We start from the raw sequence: 14,976 nt of genomic DNA on the forward strand, positions 1-14,976 counted from the left end.
CGGCGGCAGATTCTGCCGGGTGGGAAATTTTTGCCGGGCTTGGGTCCGGCACATGCCGAACATGGCTCGACCGCGGCGGCACGGGCCGCCGCGGTCGTCCGGGCAGGTCAGGGCTGCCGTCCGCGAAGGGCAGCGGCAGCCGATGAGTAGGGCTAGAGGTCCTTGGGCAGCAGCGTCTCGAGCTCGGCCGCGATTTCCGCGCGCCGCGCTGCGGCATCAAGCACAAGGCCCCCTTGTTCCCAAACGATGTGCGCATCGCCAGGGACCAGCGCCGGATCGGGCACGACGGCCAAATTCAGCCGGCGGCGGTCCTTGCTCTGGCGGTCGGCGATCCGTGCCTCGATCTCGGAAACCAGATCGGGATGGACGCGGATCAGCAGTTCGGTGCCGCGTGCCACCTGTTCTAGCACACGCCCGATCGCACCGTCGATCGCCGCCGCGGGAGCCGCTTCGAGCGCGCGTCCGGCGAGCAGCTCGGCTGCGGCGAGCGCCACATCGGTCGCTTCGCCGGTGAGGCGCTCGGCGGTCTCGGCGAACTGGCCGTCGAGCGCCTCGATCCCCGCCTGCAGCGAATCCACGGCGCTCAGCAATGCGGTGTCGCGTTCGGTGCGGGCGTGGGTCAGCCCTGCCTCGAAGCCGTCGGCCCGTGCCATTGCCAGCGCGCCTTCGTGGTCGGCGCGCAACACCGCCAGCTCCTTGCGCAGCGCCGCGAGCTCGAGCGTGAGATCGCTGCGCGGCGCCTCGCTCTCGGGCATGGCGGCCGTGAAGACCCGATCGAATGCGAAGCGCTGAACGTGCAGACTCATCGCCGACTCCTCAGATGATCATCGCATCGTCGCTCTTGGGATCGACGAGCAGAATCTCGCCGCGATCCGCAAGCGACTTGGCGAGACGGACGAGCGCGGTCTGCGCTTCCTCGCAGTCGCGCGCACGGACGGGGCCCATCGCGGCCATGTCCTCGCGCATCAACTTGGCGGCGCGCTCGGTCATGGCGCCGAAGAAGAGGTTCTTCATCTCTTCCGGGGCGCCCTTGAGCGCCAGCGCCATCTCGCGCTTGTCCGCATTGCGAACGATGACGGCGATCGCGGCCGGCAGCAGATTGCCCAGATCCTCGAAGGTGAACATCAGCGCGCGAATGCGTTCGGCGCTCTCGGGCGCCTTTTCGTCGAGCGCGGTCAGCATCGCCTCTTCGGTCGAGCGATCGAGCGCGTTGAACATCTCGGCCATGGCCTCATGCGGATCGCGCTTGTTGGTGCGCGACAGATTGGTCATGAATTCGGTCTTCAGCGTCTGCTCGACCTGCTGGATGACTTCCTTCTGCACCGTCTCCATGCGCAGCATGCGCATCACGACGTCGGTGGAGAAGTCGCGCGGCAGTTCGGCGATCACGCGTGCGGCATGATCGGCGCGCAGCTTGGAGAGGATCACTGCAACCGTCTGCGGATATTCCTGCTTGAGCGCGCCGGCGAGCACGGTTTCGGATACGTTGGAGAGCTTGTCCCACATCGTCCGGCCGCTCGGCCCACGCAGATCCTCCATGATCTCCTTCACGCGGTCGCCCGGCAGCACGCTGGTAAGCAGCCGCTCGGTCGTCTCGTAGCTGCCGTGCAGCGAGGCCATGCTCGACACTTCGCCGGTGAACTGGACCAGCAGATGCTCCACCACCGCCGCGGGGATGCGGCCCAGCCCGGCGATCACGCCCGAAAGCTCCTTGATTTCGTCTACCGAGAGCTGTTCCCAGATGGGGGCTCCATGGTCCTTGCCCAGCGCCAGCATCAGTGCGGCGGCGCGCTGGGGGCCGGAGAATCGCTTCAGTTCGGGCGGCTCGGCCACCGGCGTCATCACGGTCATGCAACTTCCCTGAAAATTGCGTCCGCGCGCACCCGCATGGGCACGCACCCCTCTATTATAGAAGGGGGGAAAGAGAATGGGCTCGCGGAGATGACGCTAAATTTGTCGAACGGCCTGGTGGGCCTCAGCCTGATGACGGGCGGCAACGCCTTCGCGACGGTGGGCGCGGGAATCGCGTTCGAGAGCCGCGCGGTGCGAACGGCGAAGGCGCAGTTCACAGCCGAGCCGACAACGCCGCCGTGGAAGCAGCCGGCGGACAGGCTGCCCTTCTCGGCGCAGCTTTCCGCGATCAAGGCGATGCGGACGATCATCGACAAGTCCGGCACGGGCGTCGATCTGCTGCCGCCCGATATCCAGACGAGCTTCACTACCTATAAGGCGCTCGATCGCCTGCGCACGCTGGCCGAGGCGGCGGCGTCGACCACTGCCTCGGATGCGCAGCGCAAGTCGATGCAGACTGCCTTCGCCAAGGGCATGACCGATCTCGAGACCTTCCTCTCCAAGGCGCCTTCGGATCAGGTGAACATCGCCTTCGGCCAGCCCAGCCGCTATACGAAGAGCGTCGGCATCGCCGCTCCGGACAAATATGCGATGAAGGGCCCTGTGCTCGTCGAGCAGCGGGCCGATGCGATTCCGGGGCTGACGGGGCAGGAGAGGTTCACCATCGCCCTGTCGAAGCCCGGCGGGAGCGACAGCATCACCGTCGATCTCGCGACCGGTCCCCAGCCGCCGACGCTGGATTCGATCGCCGACGCGTTCAACCAGGCGATCGCCGCGGTGCCGATGCGCAATCCGGACGGCAGCCTATATCTCGATGCGAACGGCGAGACCCAGCCGCGCTGGCTTGTCCGCTTTGTTCCCGAAAAGGGGGAGGACGGCTGGGGCTTCAACATCAAGACGCCGATGGGCGTCGAGCAGGTCGCGATCACCGAAGCGAGCGCCAAGGACAGCCTGATCGTCGCCGCCGGCCAGACCGCGTTGGATGCGCCCACCTCGGCCCAGGTTTTCCGGATCGACGATCCGGCAGGCGCGGCGTCGCGCACGACAATCGCCGGCATCTCCTCGCTCGATCGCGTCGCCACCGAGCGCGCCGAGCTGCTCGCCAAGAACGCGCCGCCGAGCAAGCTCGTCCTGCCGGTCAAGAAGGGCGACGAGCCGCCGCCTCCGCCCAATTATGACGTGAACGCAGATACCGATGCGGCGGCGATCGCCACCGATGCCTATGGCAACAGCTATATCGTCGGCACGACCGCGGGCGATTTCGGCGCGATCCGCTCGGACGGCGACGACAATCTCTTCCTCACCAAAGTCGATTCCCAGGGAAGGGTGCTCTGGCAGCGCGGGCTTGGCGCGGGCGGTTCCTCCGAAGGCGCGGCCGTAACGGTCGGTGCCGACGGCAGCGTCACGGTCGCCGGCACGGTCAACGGCAAGTTCGACGGTGCGAGCACCGACGGGGACATGCTCGTGGCGCGCTTCAGCGCCGACGGAGACGAAGAGTTCGCCACGGTGGTGCGCAACGCCGGCGCCGATGTCGCGCAGGCGCTTGCCGTCGGAAGCGACGGCAGCGTCTATGTGGGTGGCCGCGCCTCCGGGAACGGCGGCGACGCCTATCTCGCCAGGCTCGATGCCTCCGGCCGGATTACCGAGCGGCGGAAGATCGATCTCGGCGGCAGCGAGCGAATCACCTCGCTCGCGGTGGACGGCGACGGCAACCTGCTCGCGTTGATGAACGCCAACGGGGTGGCCTCCGTCCGCAAGATGGATGGCGGTTCGCTGGCGACCGATCTTGCGAGCATCGATCTGGGCACCGCCGATGCGCGGGCGCTGGCAGTGGCCGCGGACGGCAGCATCGCCGTCGGCGGCATGACGTCGGCCGCGCTGGCAGGCACGCAGGTCAACGGCACCGGCGGCGGCCGCGACGGCTTCGTCGCGACGCTGGATGCGGGGCTCGCCTCGGCGCGGGTCACCTATCTCGCGACGGCCGAGGAGGATCAGGTCGACAGCCTGACCTTCCTCGATGGCACGCTTTACGCCGGGGGCCGCACGACGGGCGCGCTCGGCGGCGATCCTCGCCGCGGCGCCGTCGACGGCTTCGTCGCACGGATCGACGCCGCCACCGGCACGGTCGCGGGCGTGACTCAGTTCGGCCAGCCGCAGCTGCGAACCGAGCCGGTGCAGGTCGCCGTGGCAAAGGGCGCCGACAGCGCAGTTTCTGCGCTCGGCTTCGCCGCCGGCCCGATCAATCCGCCGGTTTCCGACAAGCTCGTCGCGCAGACCGCGCTTCGTGCGGGCGATCAGTTCGCCGTGCGCGTGAACGACGGCACGGTGCGCAAGATCACCATCGGCGAAGACGATACGCTAAAGAGCCTCGCCGATCGCCTGCGCACGATCACGGGATCCAAGGTGAAGCTCACGACGCCGCTGGTGGATGGCGAGCGGACGCTGCGGATCGATCCCAAGGCGGGCAATTCGATCGAGCTGATCGCGGGCCCGGAGGGCAGCGACGCGCTTTCCAAGCTGGGCCTCGATGCCCAGCGGATCGTCGTGCCGCCGTCGGTGGACGATGATGCGCCGAAGGTGCGACCGGGCGGCAGCTTCGGTCTCGGCCTGACGCATGCGTTCAACCTCTCGACGCTCGACGACGCCAAGCTGTCGCTCAAGAAATTGAAGGAGGCGGTTTCGATGAGCCAGACCGCCTATCGCTCGCTCTATTGGGACGACACCAAGGCGATGATGGTCGACGGCACGGCGGGCGCGCTTCGCAAGGGCGGTTCCACTGCGCGCCAGCAGTCGCAGCTCGCCAATTATCAGGCCGCGCTCAACCGGCTTGCCACTCCCAACACCAGCTTCGGATTCTGAATCATGCGCGACGTGCCCCCCGTTCTGGCCGGCATCAAGGCCAGCATGCAGCATATGTCGCAGCGCCAGCAGGTGCTCGCACAGAATATCGCGAACAGCGAGACGCCGGGCTATCGCGGGCGCGAGCTCGAGGCACCGGACTTTTCCAGCCTGGTGCAGGGCGCCGGCGGCACGCCGCGCGTCGCCGCGCCGCGCGTAATGCTGACCGACGCGATGCAGGGGCTGGGGGCGGTGCAGCCGGCCGGCGCCAACGGTGTCATCTTCGACACCGACATCGCCGAGACCAAGCCCGACGGCAACAATGTCACGCTGGAAGACCAGCTGCTCCGCATGGGCGAGCTGCAGGCGGATTTCACTGCGATGGCAGGGCTCTACCGCAAGCAGATGGATCTGATGCGCAAGGCGCTCGGCCGCAGCGGCTAAGCCCGGGCGGCACTGCCGGCGCGCTGCTTCCGCTTGCGGCAGGCAAGCGTCGCGGGTGAAGCGGGATCGATACTCAACGCTGATGCAGGCGTCCGCATGCGTGCGGGCGCCTTCGCCACGTCGGTCAGGAGCGGGTGGAAGGCGGCGGGGGCCGCCTCCCAGGTTACAGGCGCGTGTTGATCGAAATGGGTGCGGGCGCGTCGATGCCGCCCAGCGCGCCGCGCGCGCCATAGGTGGCATTGCGCGTGCCGGTGAGGCGCTTCGCCTCGGCGGCGATTGCCTCCATCATCTCCACCGACAGTTCGATCTGCCGCTTCAGCACCTGCGCGTTGACCAGCGATGCGTCGCGCAGCGCCTGGCTGGCATCGGCGAGTTCGGCGCGCAGCTCGTCGTCGAGCGTCTCAATCCAGTCGGGAGTCTCGCGGCCGAGCCGGGCGACTTCGTTCTCGATCTTCCCCGCCAGCCGCAACTTGGCGGACGCGATCTCGGGCAGTTCGGGCACGCGGGCGGAGCGGGCGAGCTGTTCGCTCTCCTCTTCCATCAGCGCCGTCATCGAAACGATTGCATCATGAAGTTCGCGCGTCATTCGCTGCCTGCCTGCTGGAGCTTGAGGATCTGGTCCATGACCGCGGGTGCCAGCCCGATTCCGCCGCGCGAGGCGACTTCGCGCCCCAGCTTCTCGGCCAGCATGCCGCGATAGATGCCTTCGGCGCTGCCGCCGCCGAATTCGCCGGTCTCGACGCTTTCCAGCATCAGCTGCAGCATCTGGCCGAGGAACACGGCTTCGAAATCGCGTGCGGTTTCGTTCGGCGGCGTTGCCGCACTGGCGCCGGGGAGTTGCGGCCCCGCGGCGGGGGGAAGCCCGATCGGTCCGGTCATTGTACGGTGATCTCCGCCTGGAGCGCGCCGGCGCTCTTCACGGCCTGAAGGATCGTGATGAGATCACGGGGCGAGACGCCTAGCGTGTTGAGTCCGCTCACCAGCGACTGCAGCGACGCGCCTTCGACGATCGCGAGCGAGGCGCCGCCGCCGTCGTCCACGCCCACCTGGGTGCGGGGGACGACCACCGTCTCGCCTTGGGCGAGCGGGTTGGGCTGCGACACCATCGGCGTCTCGCTGATCGTGACGGTGAGGCCGCCCTGCGCGATCGCGACGGGGCTGATCTTGACGTCGTTGCTCATGACGACCGTGCCCGAGGCTTCGTTGATGACGATCCGGGCCGGCTGATCGACATCGATCCGCAGCTCTTCGATCTGCGTGACGAGATCGATCACCGAGGCCGGCGAGCCCTGCGCCGGTGCGATCTCGACTGTCGCGGGGTCGAGCATCTGCGCAGTGCCGGGAAAGCGCGCGTTTATCGCGCCTGCGATCCGCTCGGCGGTGGTGAAGTCGGGATTGCGCAGCGCGAGCTTCAGGCTCGTGGCCGAACGGAGCGCGAAGGGCACTTCGCGTTCGACGATCGCGCCGCCCGCGATCCGCGCCGAAGTGGTGACGCCGCGGCTGACGCTGGCCGCCTGGCCGCGCGCCTCGAAGCCCGAAACCGCGACGGGGCCCTGCGCGACTGCATAGATTTCGCCGTCGAGCGCGCGCAACGGCGAGGCGATCAGCGTCCCGCCCTGAAGGCTGCTGGCGTCACCGAGTGCGGAAACCTGCACGTCGACCGCGCTGCCCGACCGCGCGAAGGGCGGCAGCGTGGCGGTGATCGAAACGGCGGCGACATTCTGGGTGCGCATCTGCGTGCCACGCACGTTGACGCCCATCCGTTCGAGCATCGCCTGCATCGATTCCTCGGTGAAGGGTGCGTTGCGCATCCGGTCGCCGGTGCCGGCGAGGCCGACGACGAGGCCATAGCCGACCAGCTGGTTCGGCCGGACGTTCTCGACGTCGACGATGTCCTTGATGCGCGTCTGCGCCGCCACATTGGCGGGCAGCGCGGCCAGCCCGAGGGCCAGCATCGCTGCGAAAATACGGTTCACCGGCAATATCCCTGTAGCCGTGAAAAGTCTCTACAATGCCTTATAGGACGAACGCCGCACGGAGAGGGCAGGGACGGGCAAAAGGTGCAGATCGACGGTCTTCCTCCGATCATGGCGCGATCGCTGCTGGCGGCGCTGCCCAAGGTCCAGCCGAGCTTTCCGATAGGCGAGGCGGAGGGGGCGGGCGTTCGCGCGCAGCCGATGGTGCAGCCGCAGGCCGGCCAGCCGATTCCTTCGGTCGCGATGCTGGTGACGCTCGCGGCAGCCGATCCGGCCGTCGAGCGCCGCCGCAAGCAGGCGGCGCAGGCGGAGCGCGGGCTGGACGCGCTGGAAGCGCTCCAGCGCGAACTGCTCACCGGCACCGCCACGCCCGAGCGGCTGCGCGAGATCGTCGAATGGGCCGCCACGCTCGAGACACCCGACGATCCCGTCCTGGCGCAGATCGCGCGCGACATCGACCTGCGCGTGCGGGTCGAACTCGCCAAATACGACGTACAGGTCTGATCCGGGATAGCGGACGCCGGCCGGCGCCCTTGCAGCGCACCGGCGTGTGAACCGAGCCTCTTTGTCGAACCGCGCGCCTAGCGTCGGCCGCGCGCGATCTTCAGCACATAGCTGATCACTTCGGCCACGGCGGCATAATGCTCCACCGGGATCGGCCGGTCGAGCTCGGCGCTGGCGTGGAGCGCGCGCGCCAGCGGCCGGTTCTCGACGAGCGGAATGCCGTTCGCGGTCGCGATCTCGCGGATCTTCAGCGCAACCGCGTCGACGCCCTTCGCCACCACCACGGGCGCGGCCATCGCGCCATGATCATATTGCAGCGCGACGGCATAATGGGTCGGGTTGGTGATGACGACGCTCGCCTTGGGCACATTTGCCATCATCCGCTGCTTGGCGCGCTGCATCTGGATCGATCGGATACGGCCCTTCACCTTAGGGTCGCCTTCGGACTGTTTGTATTCGTCTTTCACTTCCTGGAGCGACATGCGCATCTTCTCGATGAAGGCGCGGCGCTGCCACACGATGTCGAACAGCGCGAGCGCACCGGCGAGCATCACGACCGGCTTCAGCATCGCCACCACGATGTCGAACGCCGCGCCGCCGATCGCATGCGGGGCGATGCCGACCATGCGGTCGATGCCCGAAGCCGCTGGCCAGGCGATCCACATCGCTACGCCGCCCACCAGCAGCAGCTTGGCGAGCGTCTTGCCGAATTCGACGAGCGCTTGCTTGCCGAGCAGCCGCTTCACGCCCGAGAACGGATTGAGTTTGGACCATTTGGGCTTCATCCGCGCCCAGGCCATCATCGGCCGGCCCTGGATGAGCCCGCCCAGCAAGGCAAAGGCGAACAGGACGGCGATGACCGGCAGCAGCGCGGTTGCGATATGGGCGATCACGCCGGTGATGAAATTGGTCGCGCCCGCAGGCTCCATGCGAAAATCGTCGGCGCTGCCCCAGAGCCGGACCGCCATGGTGCCCAGCGATTGCACGCTATAGGCGCCGACGCCGGCGACGGTCAGCAGCATCGCGCCGAACATCACCGCATGGCGAACCTCGGGCGCGACGGGCGTATCGCCCTTCTTGCGCGCGTCCTCGAGCTTCTTGGGTGTCGGATCCTCGGTCTTCTGATCCTTGTCGGGCGCTTCCGACATGGCTCAGCCCCAGCCGCCCTGCATCGCGTCGCCCATCGCGGTCGCGAAGAAGGTGAGGACGGTGCCGATCGTCACTGCGGTGATCGCGATTCCGAGCAGCAGGTTGAGCGGCTGGCCGATGAAGAAGACCTGGATCGCCGGCGCGACGCGCGCGGCGAGGCCCAGCGCGACGTTGAAGATGATGCCGTAGATCAGCAGCGGCGCGGCGAGGCTCACTGCGAGCGTCATCGAGCGGTTGACCGCCGCGACCGCCAGCTGCGCGAAATCCTGCGCCGGGGGGAGGCCGCCGATCGGGAAGAGTTCGTAGGAATGGACGATCGCGCCCAGCCACAGATGATGCACCTGCATCGCCATGCAGACGAGCGCCGCGGCCACGGTGACGAATTTCGAAAGCAGCGGCACCTGGCCGCCCTGGCTGGGATCGAACAGCATCGCTGCGGACAGGCCGATCTGAAGGCTGATGATCGATCCCGCCATCGAGATTGCGTAGAAGAGGATCTTGACGATCATTCCCATCGCCAGCCCGGTCAGCAGCTCGGCGACGAGAATGGCCGCGAGCCCGCCGCTATCCACCGCCGCCCGTGCGCCGCTGCCCAGCAGGCCCCACAGCGCCAGCGTCATCCCGGCGGCGATCAGCAGCCGGATGCGGCCGGGCACCGCGTCCTCGGAAAAGACGGGGAGCAGCATCAGGACCGCGCCCACCCGCGCGAAGAGGATGAGGAACGCCGTGACGGTCGGTTCGAGTTCAGCCCACATGTACGCGGTCCTGCGGCCGGAGCGGGCGATCGCCCGGCATCAGCCGGTGACGATCAGATCGCTGATCCGCGCCATGAACGTTCCCATCGCCTCGCCGATCGTCGGCAGCATCAGCAGCAGCACGACGCCCATCGCGAGAATCTTGGGAACGAAGGTGAGGGTCATTTCCTGGATCTGGGTCAGCGCCTGCAGCAGGCCGATGACGACGCCGACGATCAGCGCCGTCAGCAGCAACGGGCCGACCAGGGTGAGCACCAGCATCAGCGCCGCTTCGGAAATATCGAGCACCTGGCTGGCGGGCATGGATCAGATCTGCATGCGCATGATTTCGGAATAGGCGCTGACCACGCGGTCGCGCACCGCGACCATCGTGTCGAGCGCCTGCTCGGCGGCGCCGATCGCAGTGACCACGTCGATGAGATCGCCCTGGCCGGCGACCTGCTGGGCCGATGCGTGCTCGGCGGCGCGCAGCTGCTGCGCGGTGCCGGTCACCATTTCCTCGACCATGCTGCCGAAGCCGCCGGCGGCTTCGCCGCCGCCGATCTTCGTTCCCGGCGACGTGCCGCCGCCCAGCCCCAATACGCGGCCATAGGCGGCCGTTGCATCCAATGCTCCGATCGACATCGGTTCGGTTCCTTACTTGAGAAGATCGACGGTGCGCATCGTCAGGCTGCGGGCAGCCTCGATGGCGTTCAGATTGGCTTCGTAGCTGCGCTGCGCCGCCTTCATGTCGGCCATTTCGACCAGACTGTTGACGTTGGGACGCAGTACATAGCCGTCCGCGCCCGCGGCCGGGTTGCCCGGCTCATAGATGCGCCGGAAAGCCGAATTGTCGGTGCGCACGCGATCGACGCTCACGCCGGTGCCGCCGGTCGCCCGGTCGACTTCGGTGCGGAAGCTGACGACGCGGCGCCGATAGGGATCGCCGCCCGGCGTCTGCGACACCGAGTCCTGGTTGGCGAGATTCTCCGAGATCACGCGCATCCGCATCGATTGGGCGCGCAGCCCCGATGCCGAGATGGAGAGCGACGTCTTGAGATCCATGAATTCCTCCGCAAGCGCGCCCCTCTTGGCGCCCACACAACTCTTATAGGCATTTTTTGCCTAGTCGGGCCGGAGGTGCGGAAAAATGATCCTATAAGTTTCTTCGAAAGGAACACGCCATGTCCGTGCTCGAAGGAATTTCGATCGAGCTGTCGATCGTCCTGGGATCCGCCGAAGTGCCGATCCGCCAGCTGTTGCAGATGAGCCGCGGCGCGATGATCCCGCTCGACTGCAGCCAGGACGATCCGACGCATGTCTATGTGAACGGCGAACTGGTGGCGAAGGGCCGCATCCTGGTCGACGGCGATCAGATGTCGCTCGAAGTCGCCGAGCTCGTGCAGAAGCGGCGCCACTGATGGACTTGCTTTCGCTGCTGCGCACTCTGGGTGCGCTGGGAACGGTGCTCGGCCTGCTTGCCGGTGCGCTGTGGCTCGTCCGTCGCTACGACATCAAGCTGCCGGGCCGTGTCTCGGGCGGGTCGCGCAAGCGAGTCGAGATGGTCGAGCGGCTGTCGATCGACGCCAAGCGCTCGGTCGCGCTCATTCGCCGCGACGATGCCGAGCATCTGATCCTGATCGCCCCCGACGGCCATGTCGTCATCGAAACCGGCATCGCCAAACCTGCCGTCGCCGAGCCGGTTGCGGCTGTGGTGGCGGCGCCGGTGCCGGTGACGCCCATCAACGACAATCTTTCCGAACTGCGCCAGGGCTTCGGCCAGCTGGTCGAGCAGGCGCGCACCCGTCTGACGGCGTCGGCGCGTGGCTAGGATCGCTCCGCGTCGAAAGACGCTCTGTACCCGGCTGATGCTGGGAGGAGGCGCGCTGACGGCGCTCCTGTTCCCGGCGATCGCGCATGCCGCGACGGCGGGAACGCAGACGATCGTCACGATCGGCGAGGGTTCGCTCTCGGCGAAGGCGATCCAGCTGGTGCTGATGCTGACGGTGCTCAGCCTCGCGCCGGGCATCCTGATGACGATCACCAGCTTCACGCGCATCGTCGTCGCGCTTTCGCTGCTGCGCACCGGTCTCGGCGCGCCGGGGGTGCCGCCGAACCCGGTCATCATCGCGCTCGCGTTGTTCCTCTCCTTCTTCGTGATGGCGCCGACCTTCGAAAAGGCGTGGGAACAGGGCGTCACGCCCTACACCAACGGCGCGATCACCGAAGAAGTCGCGTTCGAGCGCACTGCCGAGCCGTTCCGCCAGTTCATGCTCAGCCAGGTGCGCGAGAGCGATCTTCAGCTGTTCGCGAGCCTCGGCGGCACGCAGATCGAGGATCGCAGCACCGTGAAGCTCTCCACGCTCGCTCCCGCCTTCATGATTTCGGAGCTGCGCCGCGCGTTCGAGATCGGGTTCCTGCTGCTCCTGCCGTTTCTCGTCATCGATCTCGCCGTTTCGGCGGTGCTGATGGCGATGGGCATGATGATGCTGCCGCCGCCAACGATATCGCTGCCGATGAAGATCATCTTCTTCGTGCTGGTCGACGGCTGGGCGCTGGTCGCAGGGTCGCTGGTCCGAAGCTTCGGTTCCGGCTGAAGCGGCAAGGCCGCTCAGTCGGGATGCGAATAGCGGCGCTCCGCGTCGCAGAGCCAGTCCGAAAGCTCCTGGAACGGCAGCGGCAGGAAAAAGCCGAGCCCGGCCTCTGTCTTTCGCAGCCAGCGCAGCGTCGCGCGCCGGCCGGCGAGTCCCGGGATCCGCAGCACCAGCGTTTCCTCGAGCGTCATCGGCTCGGGCAGCGCCAGCCGGGCGCCGCTCTGCGACAAATTGGTGAGCACGACCGCATGGGTGCGGTCGCCGCTGCACAGCTCGGCGGCGCAGCGCGCGTCGAAGCGCGGCGCGCGCGGCATCGGGCCGCCGGGCCGGGCAGGGCGGTTGAGCGGCACCGAAAGCAGTGCCTCGACATTGACCGGCGCGAGGAACTGCACCCCGGCGCGGCCGCCGTCTGTCCATACGATGCGGCCTTCCAGTGCGCCGCAGTTGCGCAGCTCGAGCCGTACCGTCCGTCCCACGCCCAAGGAGCGCCGGGTTTCGAGCATCATGCCGCCGGCGGAAAGGTTGCGAACGCGGCACAGATCGTCGGCGCCATCGTCCTGATGGACGCGGCCGACCAGCAATGTCGTCACCTGGCGCTGCGCGCGCGGGCGCCAGCCGGCCGTTCGCTCGTGTCCGGCCGCGCCCTGCGCGTCGTGCGATCCTTCGGCCATTCGTTCTTCGTCGAAGGTCATCGGACCATCCCCGTTCACGCCGGAACGGCTTGGGTGATCGCGACGCGCCGGACGATGCCTGCGCCGAATGCGGGCGTGGCCGCTTCCTCGACGACGCTGCGGAAGCCGGCGATGTCCGGCAGCGCGCCGTCGGGGCCGCTCGCCAGCGGCTTCTTAAAGGTGCGCATGTTCACTTCGTGCATCAGCAGCGGCAGCCGCGCCGTGACGAATTCGGCCTTGTCCTCGGGCACTTCGAGCGCGAGGTCGACCTTGACGTAGCCGGCGAGCCGGCCGTCGGGGAAGACAAGCGGCGCGAGCAGGCTTCCGCCCGGGACATAGGCAGCCGCAGCCGCTTCCTCCGGCGCTTCGCCGGCCGGAGCCGGCGGGCCGAGCAGCAGCGAGGTCGCAAAGGCCGCGCCGCCGCCAACGCCCAGCCCCGCGGCCAGCAGCGCCAACGGCATCAGGAGCTTCTTCATTGTCGCCGCTCCTTTCAGAACCGGAAGCTTGGGTCGCTGGGCAGCGCCGAAGCGTCGCCCTTCAGCACGATGGTGATGCGGCGGTTCTCCGCCCGGTCGGGCTGGTCGGGATAGACGGGCTTCGTCGCCCCCATCGCCACTACTTCGGCGAAGCGGTCGGGCGTGAGCCCGGCGCCGATCAGTGCGCTGCGCGCGGCGAGCGCGCGTTCGCCGGAAAGCAGCCAATTGGCGTCACTCTGGCCGCCGGTCCCGTCGGTATGTCCCTCGATCGCGATCTGCGCGCCCGAAGTGGCGAGCTTTTCGGCGACCTGCCGCAGCATCGCGCGGGCATAGGGATTGAGCTCGGCGGTGCCGGGTCGGAACATCGACTGGCCGTCGCTGTCCATCAGCGTGATGCGCAGCCCCTCGCGCGAGGAGTCGATGTCGAGGTTGCTCTTGCCGTCGCGGTCGCGGGGGATGGCATCAATCGCGACCCGCAGCTCGGCGGCCAGGACGCGCAACGACGCATCGGGAATCTGCGCGGTGCCGCCGCGCGAGGCGCCGACGGTCGAGCTTTCGCTGGTCGGCTGGCCGGTGGCGGAGGAGTTCTCGGCCTGGGCGCGGCGGGTGCGTCCGCCGATGCCCGCCTGATCGCCCGGTGAGCTCGCCATCGTCGTGGCGGGGGAGGCGCTGGGCGAGGTGGGGGAGAAATATTCGGCGAGCCCCTTCAGCCGCTCCTGATCGGGATTGGCGATCAGCCACAGCAGCATGAAGAACGCCATCATCGCCGTCACGAAGTCGGCATAGGCCACTTTCCACGCGCCGCCGTGGTGGCCGCCGACGACCTTCTTGACCTTCTTGATGACGATCGGTCGCTGGTTGGCGGCGCGCGCCATGTCAAATCCCCTTCAGCGCGATGCGCAGCCGTTCCTGAACCGCGCCCAGGCGGACATGGCCGATCGCCTCGAGCGAATCCTCGCCTTCGGCGATCCGGTCGAGCAGGCGCGCGCATTCGTCGGCATGCTGGATCACATAGTCGAAGGTCTGGAGCTGCTCGAGATAGCTGCTGGCGAAATGCTCGTCGCACACCAGAACCTCGGCCAGCGTCTCGAGCTTTTCGCGGATCTCGCGGATTTCCTTGGCCATCACCGCATGAAGCACGCCCGCAAAGGGATCATAGCCCGGCAGCGCGCCGGCGGCGGTGGCATCGGAAACAGGCATCGGACACGACATCAGAACAGCTCCAGTTCGCCGCCGCGGGCGGGCTTGGGCATCGGAACGGGGACAGCCTCGGGGACCGCCTGCGACACGGCGGTGCAGCGGCTGCGCCCTTCGTGCGGCATGAATTCCACCTTGCGGGCGCGGGTGCCGCCCAGGTCGCAATGCGCGATGGCGATACCCTCGGTCTCCATGAACCGGCGGGCGAACGCTCCGTTGGACGAGCCGATGGTGCCCAGCCCGGAGATCATGTTCGCGCCACCGTACAGATGTGCGCTCAGCCGGTTGCGCGCCGCGCCCTTGGCCATCAGCCCGTTGATCAGCAGCTCCATGGCGTGAACGCCGTAGCGTTGGCGATCGATCGGGGTGAGCATCTGGTTCGCGCCGGGTTCGCCCAGCAGGAAGTGGTTCATGCCGCCCACCTTCGCGACCGGGTCGTGCAGGCACACGGCGACGCAGCTGCCGAGCAGCGTGGCGATCACCACATGCGGCTCGGCGACGACGGCGTGCTCGCCCTGGACGATGGAGATACGGCGCACAAC

Annotated in this window: 21 protein-coding genes; 6 read left to right on the top strand and 15 right to left on the bottom strand. The window is 67.8% G+C overall.

What is annotated here, in order from left to right; translation table 11 throughout:
- Positions 1-152: 152 nt before the first annotated feature.
- Positions 153-806, bottom strand: a complete 654-nt coding sequence (locus H7V21_RS15065; RefSeq protein ID WP_188054518.1) for a FliH/SctL family protein — start codon at positions 804-806, stop codon at positions 153-155.
- 10 nt (positions 807-816) lie between these two features.
- Positions 817-1,851 (bottom strand): flagellar motor switch protein FliG, encoded by a 1,035-nt coding sequence (locus H7V21_RS15070; RefSeq protein WP_188054519.1) that lies wholly within the window; start codon positions 1,849-1,851, stop codon positions 817-819.
- Positions 1,852-1,941: 90 nt separating this feature from the next.
- On the opposite strand from H7V21_RS15070, the gene H7V21_RS15075 reads away from it, so the two are divergent.
- Complete coding sequence (locus H7V21_RS15075; RefSeq protein ID WP_188054520.1) at positions 1,942-4,710, top strand: hypothetical protein; 2,769 nt, start codon at positions 1,942-1,944, stop codon at positions 4,708-4,710.
- A gap of 3 nt (positions 4,711-4,713) precedes the next feature.
- The gene (locus H7V21_RS15080) at positions 4,714-5,133 is read left to right on the top strand and encodes a flagellar basal body protein (RefSeq protein ID WP_188054521.1); all 420 of its coding nucleotides are present in this window, start codon (positions 4,714-4,716) and stop codon (positions 5,131-5,133) included.
- 163 nt (positions 5,134-5,296) lie between these two features.
- On the opposite strand, the gene H7V21_RS15085 is transcribed toward H7V21_RS15080, so the two are convergent.
- The 3 genes from H7V21_RS15085 to H7V21_RS15095 are packed head-to-tail and all read right to left on the bottom strand — an operon-like array spanning position 5,297 to position 7,088.
- Positions 5,297-5,719: a flagellar protein FlgN gene (locus H7V21_RS15085; RefSeq protein ID WP_188054522.1), complete on the bottom strand. Its 423-nt coding sequence runs from the start codon at positions 5,717-5,719 to the stop codon at positions 5,297-5,299.
- The gene (locus H7V21_RS15090; protein WP_188054523.1) at positions 5,716-6,012 is read right to left on the bottom strand and encodes a rod-binding protein; all 297 of its coding nucleotides are present in this window, start codon (positions 6,010-6,012) and stop codon (positions 5,716-5,718) included. The genes H7V21_RS15085 and H7V21_RS15090 overlap by 4 nt, the downstream gene beginning before the upstream one ends.
- Positions 6,009-7,088, bottom strand: coding sequence for a flagellar basal body P-ring protein FlgI (locus tag H7V21_RS15095; protein WP_188056586.1), 1,080 nt, complete (start codon positions 7,086-7,088; stop codon positions 6,009-6,011). The genes H7V21_RS15090 and H7V21_RS15095 overlap by 4 nt, the downstream gene beginning before the upstream one ends.
- Before the next feature lie 105 nt (positions 7,089-7,193).
- On the opposite strand from H7V21_RS15095, the gene H7V21_RS15100 reads away from it, so the two are divergent.
- The gene (locus H7V21_RS15100) at positions 7,194-7,613 is read left to right on the top strand and encodes a flagellar assembly protein FliX (RefSeq protein ID WP_262503907.1); all 420 of its coding nucleotides are present in this window, start codon (positions 7,194-7,196) and stop codon (positions 7,611-7,613) included.
- Between the two features lie 77 nt (positions 7,614-7,690).
- On the opposite strand, the gene flhB is transcribed toward H7V21_RS15100, so the two are convergent.
- Genes flhB through flgC form a run of 5 tightly spaced genes read right to left on the bottom strand, consistent with a single transcriptional unit; the run spans position 7,691 to position 10,561 of the window.
- Positions 7,691-8,761: a flagellar biosynthesis protein FlhB gene (flhB, locus tag H7V21_RS15105; protein ID WP_188054524.1), complete on the bottom strand. Its 1,071-nt coding sequence runs from the start codon at positions 8,759-8,761 to the stop codon at positions 7,691-7,693.
- Between the two features lie 3 nt (positions 8,762-8,764).
- Positions 8,765-9,517 carry a flagellar biosynthetic protein FliR gene (gene fliR, locus H7V21_RS15110; RefSeq protein WP_188054525.1) on the bottom strand — a complete coding sequence of 251 codons (753 nt, stop codon included), beginning with the start codon at positions 9,515-9,517 and terminating at the stop codon, positions 8,765-8,767.
- A 39-nt stretch (positions 9,518-9,556) separates the two neighbouring features.
- The gene (locus tag H7V21_RS15115) at positions 9,557-9,820 is read right to left on the bottom strand and encodes a flagellar biosynthetic protein FliQ (protein ID WP_188054526.1); all 264 of its coding nucleotides are present in this window, start codon (positions 9,818-9,820) and stop codon (positions 9,557-9,559) included.
- A gap of 3 nt (positions 9,821-9,823) precedes the next feature.
- Positions 9,824-10,141 carry a flagellar hook-basal body complex protein FliE gene (locus H7V21_RS15120; protein WP_188054527.1) on the bottom strand — a complete coding sequence of 106 codons (318 nt, stop codon included), beginning with the start codon at positions 10,139-10,141 and terminating at the stop codon, positions 9,824-9,826.
- 12 nt (positions 10,142-10,153) lie between these two features.
- Complete coding sequence (gene flgC, locus H7V21_RS15125; RefSeq protein ID WP_188054528.1) at positions 10,154-10,561, bottom strand: flagellar basal body rod protein FlgC; 408 nt, start codon at positions 10,559-10,561, stop codon at positions 10,154-10,156.
- Between the two features lie 119 nt (positions 10,562-10,680).
- On the opposite strand from flgC, the gene H7V21_RS15130 reads away from it, so the two are divergent.
- The 3 genes from H7V21_RS15130 to fliP are packed head-to-tail and all read left to right on the top strand — an operon-like array spanning position 10,681 to position 12,093.
- Complete coding sequence (locus tag H7V21_RS15130) at positions 10,681-10,917, top strand: FliM/FliN family flagellar motor switch protein (protein ID WP_188054529.1); 237 nt, start codon at positions 10,681-10,683, stop codon at positions 10,915-10,917.
- On the top strand, positions 10,917-11,327 hold the full coding sequence (locus H7V21_RS15135; RefSeq protein WP_188054530.1) for a flagellar biosynthetic protein FliO: 411 nt from the start codon (positions 10,917-10,919) through the stop codon (positions 11,325-11,327). Before H7V21_RS15130 ends, H7V21_RS15135 begins: the two co-directional genes overlap by 1 nt.
- 37 nt (positions 11,328-11,364) lie before the next feature.
- Positions 11,365-12,093, top strand: a complete 729-nt coding sequence (gene fliP, locus H7V21_RS15140; protein ID WP_188054531.1) for a flagellar type III secretion system pore protein FliP — start codon at positions 11,365-11,367, stop codon at positions 12,091-12,093.
- 14 nt (positions 12,094-12,107) lie between these two features.
- On the opposite strand, the gene H7V21_RS15145 is transcribed toward fliP, so the two are convergent.
- From H7V21_RS15145 to H7V21_RS15165, 5 genes are read right to left on the bottom strand one after another with little or no spacing between them, the layout of a single operon-like run.
- The gene (locus H7V21_RS15145; RefSeq protein WP_188054532.1) at positions 12,108-12,782 is read right to left on the bottom strand and encodes a PilZ domain-containing protein; all 675 of its coding nucleotides are present in this window, start codon (positions 12,780-12,782) and stop codon (positions 12,108-12,110) included.
- 14 nt (positions 12,783-12,796) lie between these two features.
- Positions 12,797-13,237: a hypothetical protein gene (locus tag H7V21_RS15150; RefSeq protein WP_188054533.1), complete on the bottom strand. Its 441-nt coding sequence runs from the start codon at positions 13,235-13,237 to the stop codon at positions 12,797-12,799.
- A gap of 14 nt (positions 13,238-13,251) precedes the next feature.
- Positions 13,252-14,112, bottom strand: coding sequence for a flagellar motor protein MotB (locus H7V21_RS15155; protein ID WP_188054534.1), 861 nt, complete (start codon positions 14,110-14,112; stop codon positions 13,252-13,254).
- A 1-nt stretch (position 14,113) separates the two neighbouring features.
- The gene (locus H7V21_RS15160) at positions 14,114-14,437 is read right to left on the bottom strand and encodes a hypothetical protein (RefSeq protein WP_410482663.1); all 324 of its coding nucleotides are present in this window, start codon (positions 14,435-14,437) and stop codon (positions 14,114-14,116) included.
- A gap of 11 nt (positions 14,438-14,448) precedes the next feature.
- Positions 14,449-14,973 (bottom strand): chemotaxis protein CheD, encoded by a 525-nt coding sequence (locus H7V21_RS15165; RefSeq protein ID WP_188054536.1) that lies wholly within the window; start codon positions 14,971-14,973, stop codon positions 14,449-14,451.
- Positions 14,974-14,976: the final 3 nt, after the last annotated feature.

This window comes from Sphingosinithalassobacter sp. CS137 (assembly GCF_014334115.1).
Classification (GTDB): Bacteria; Pseudomonadota; Alphaproteobacteria; order Sphingomonadales; family Sphingomonadaceae; genus Sphingomonas.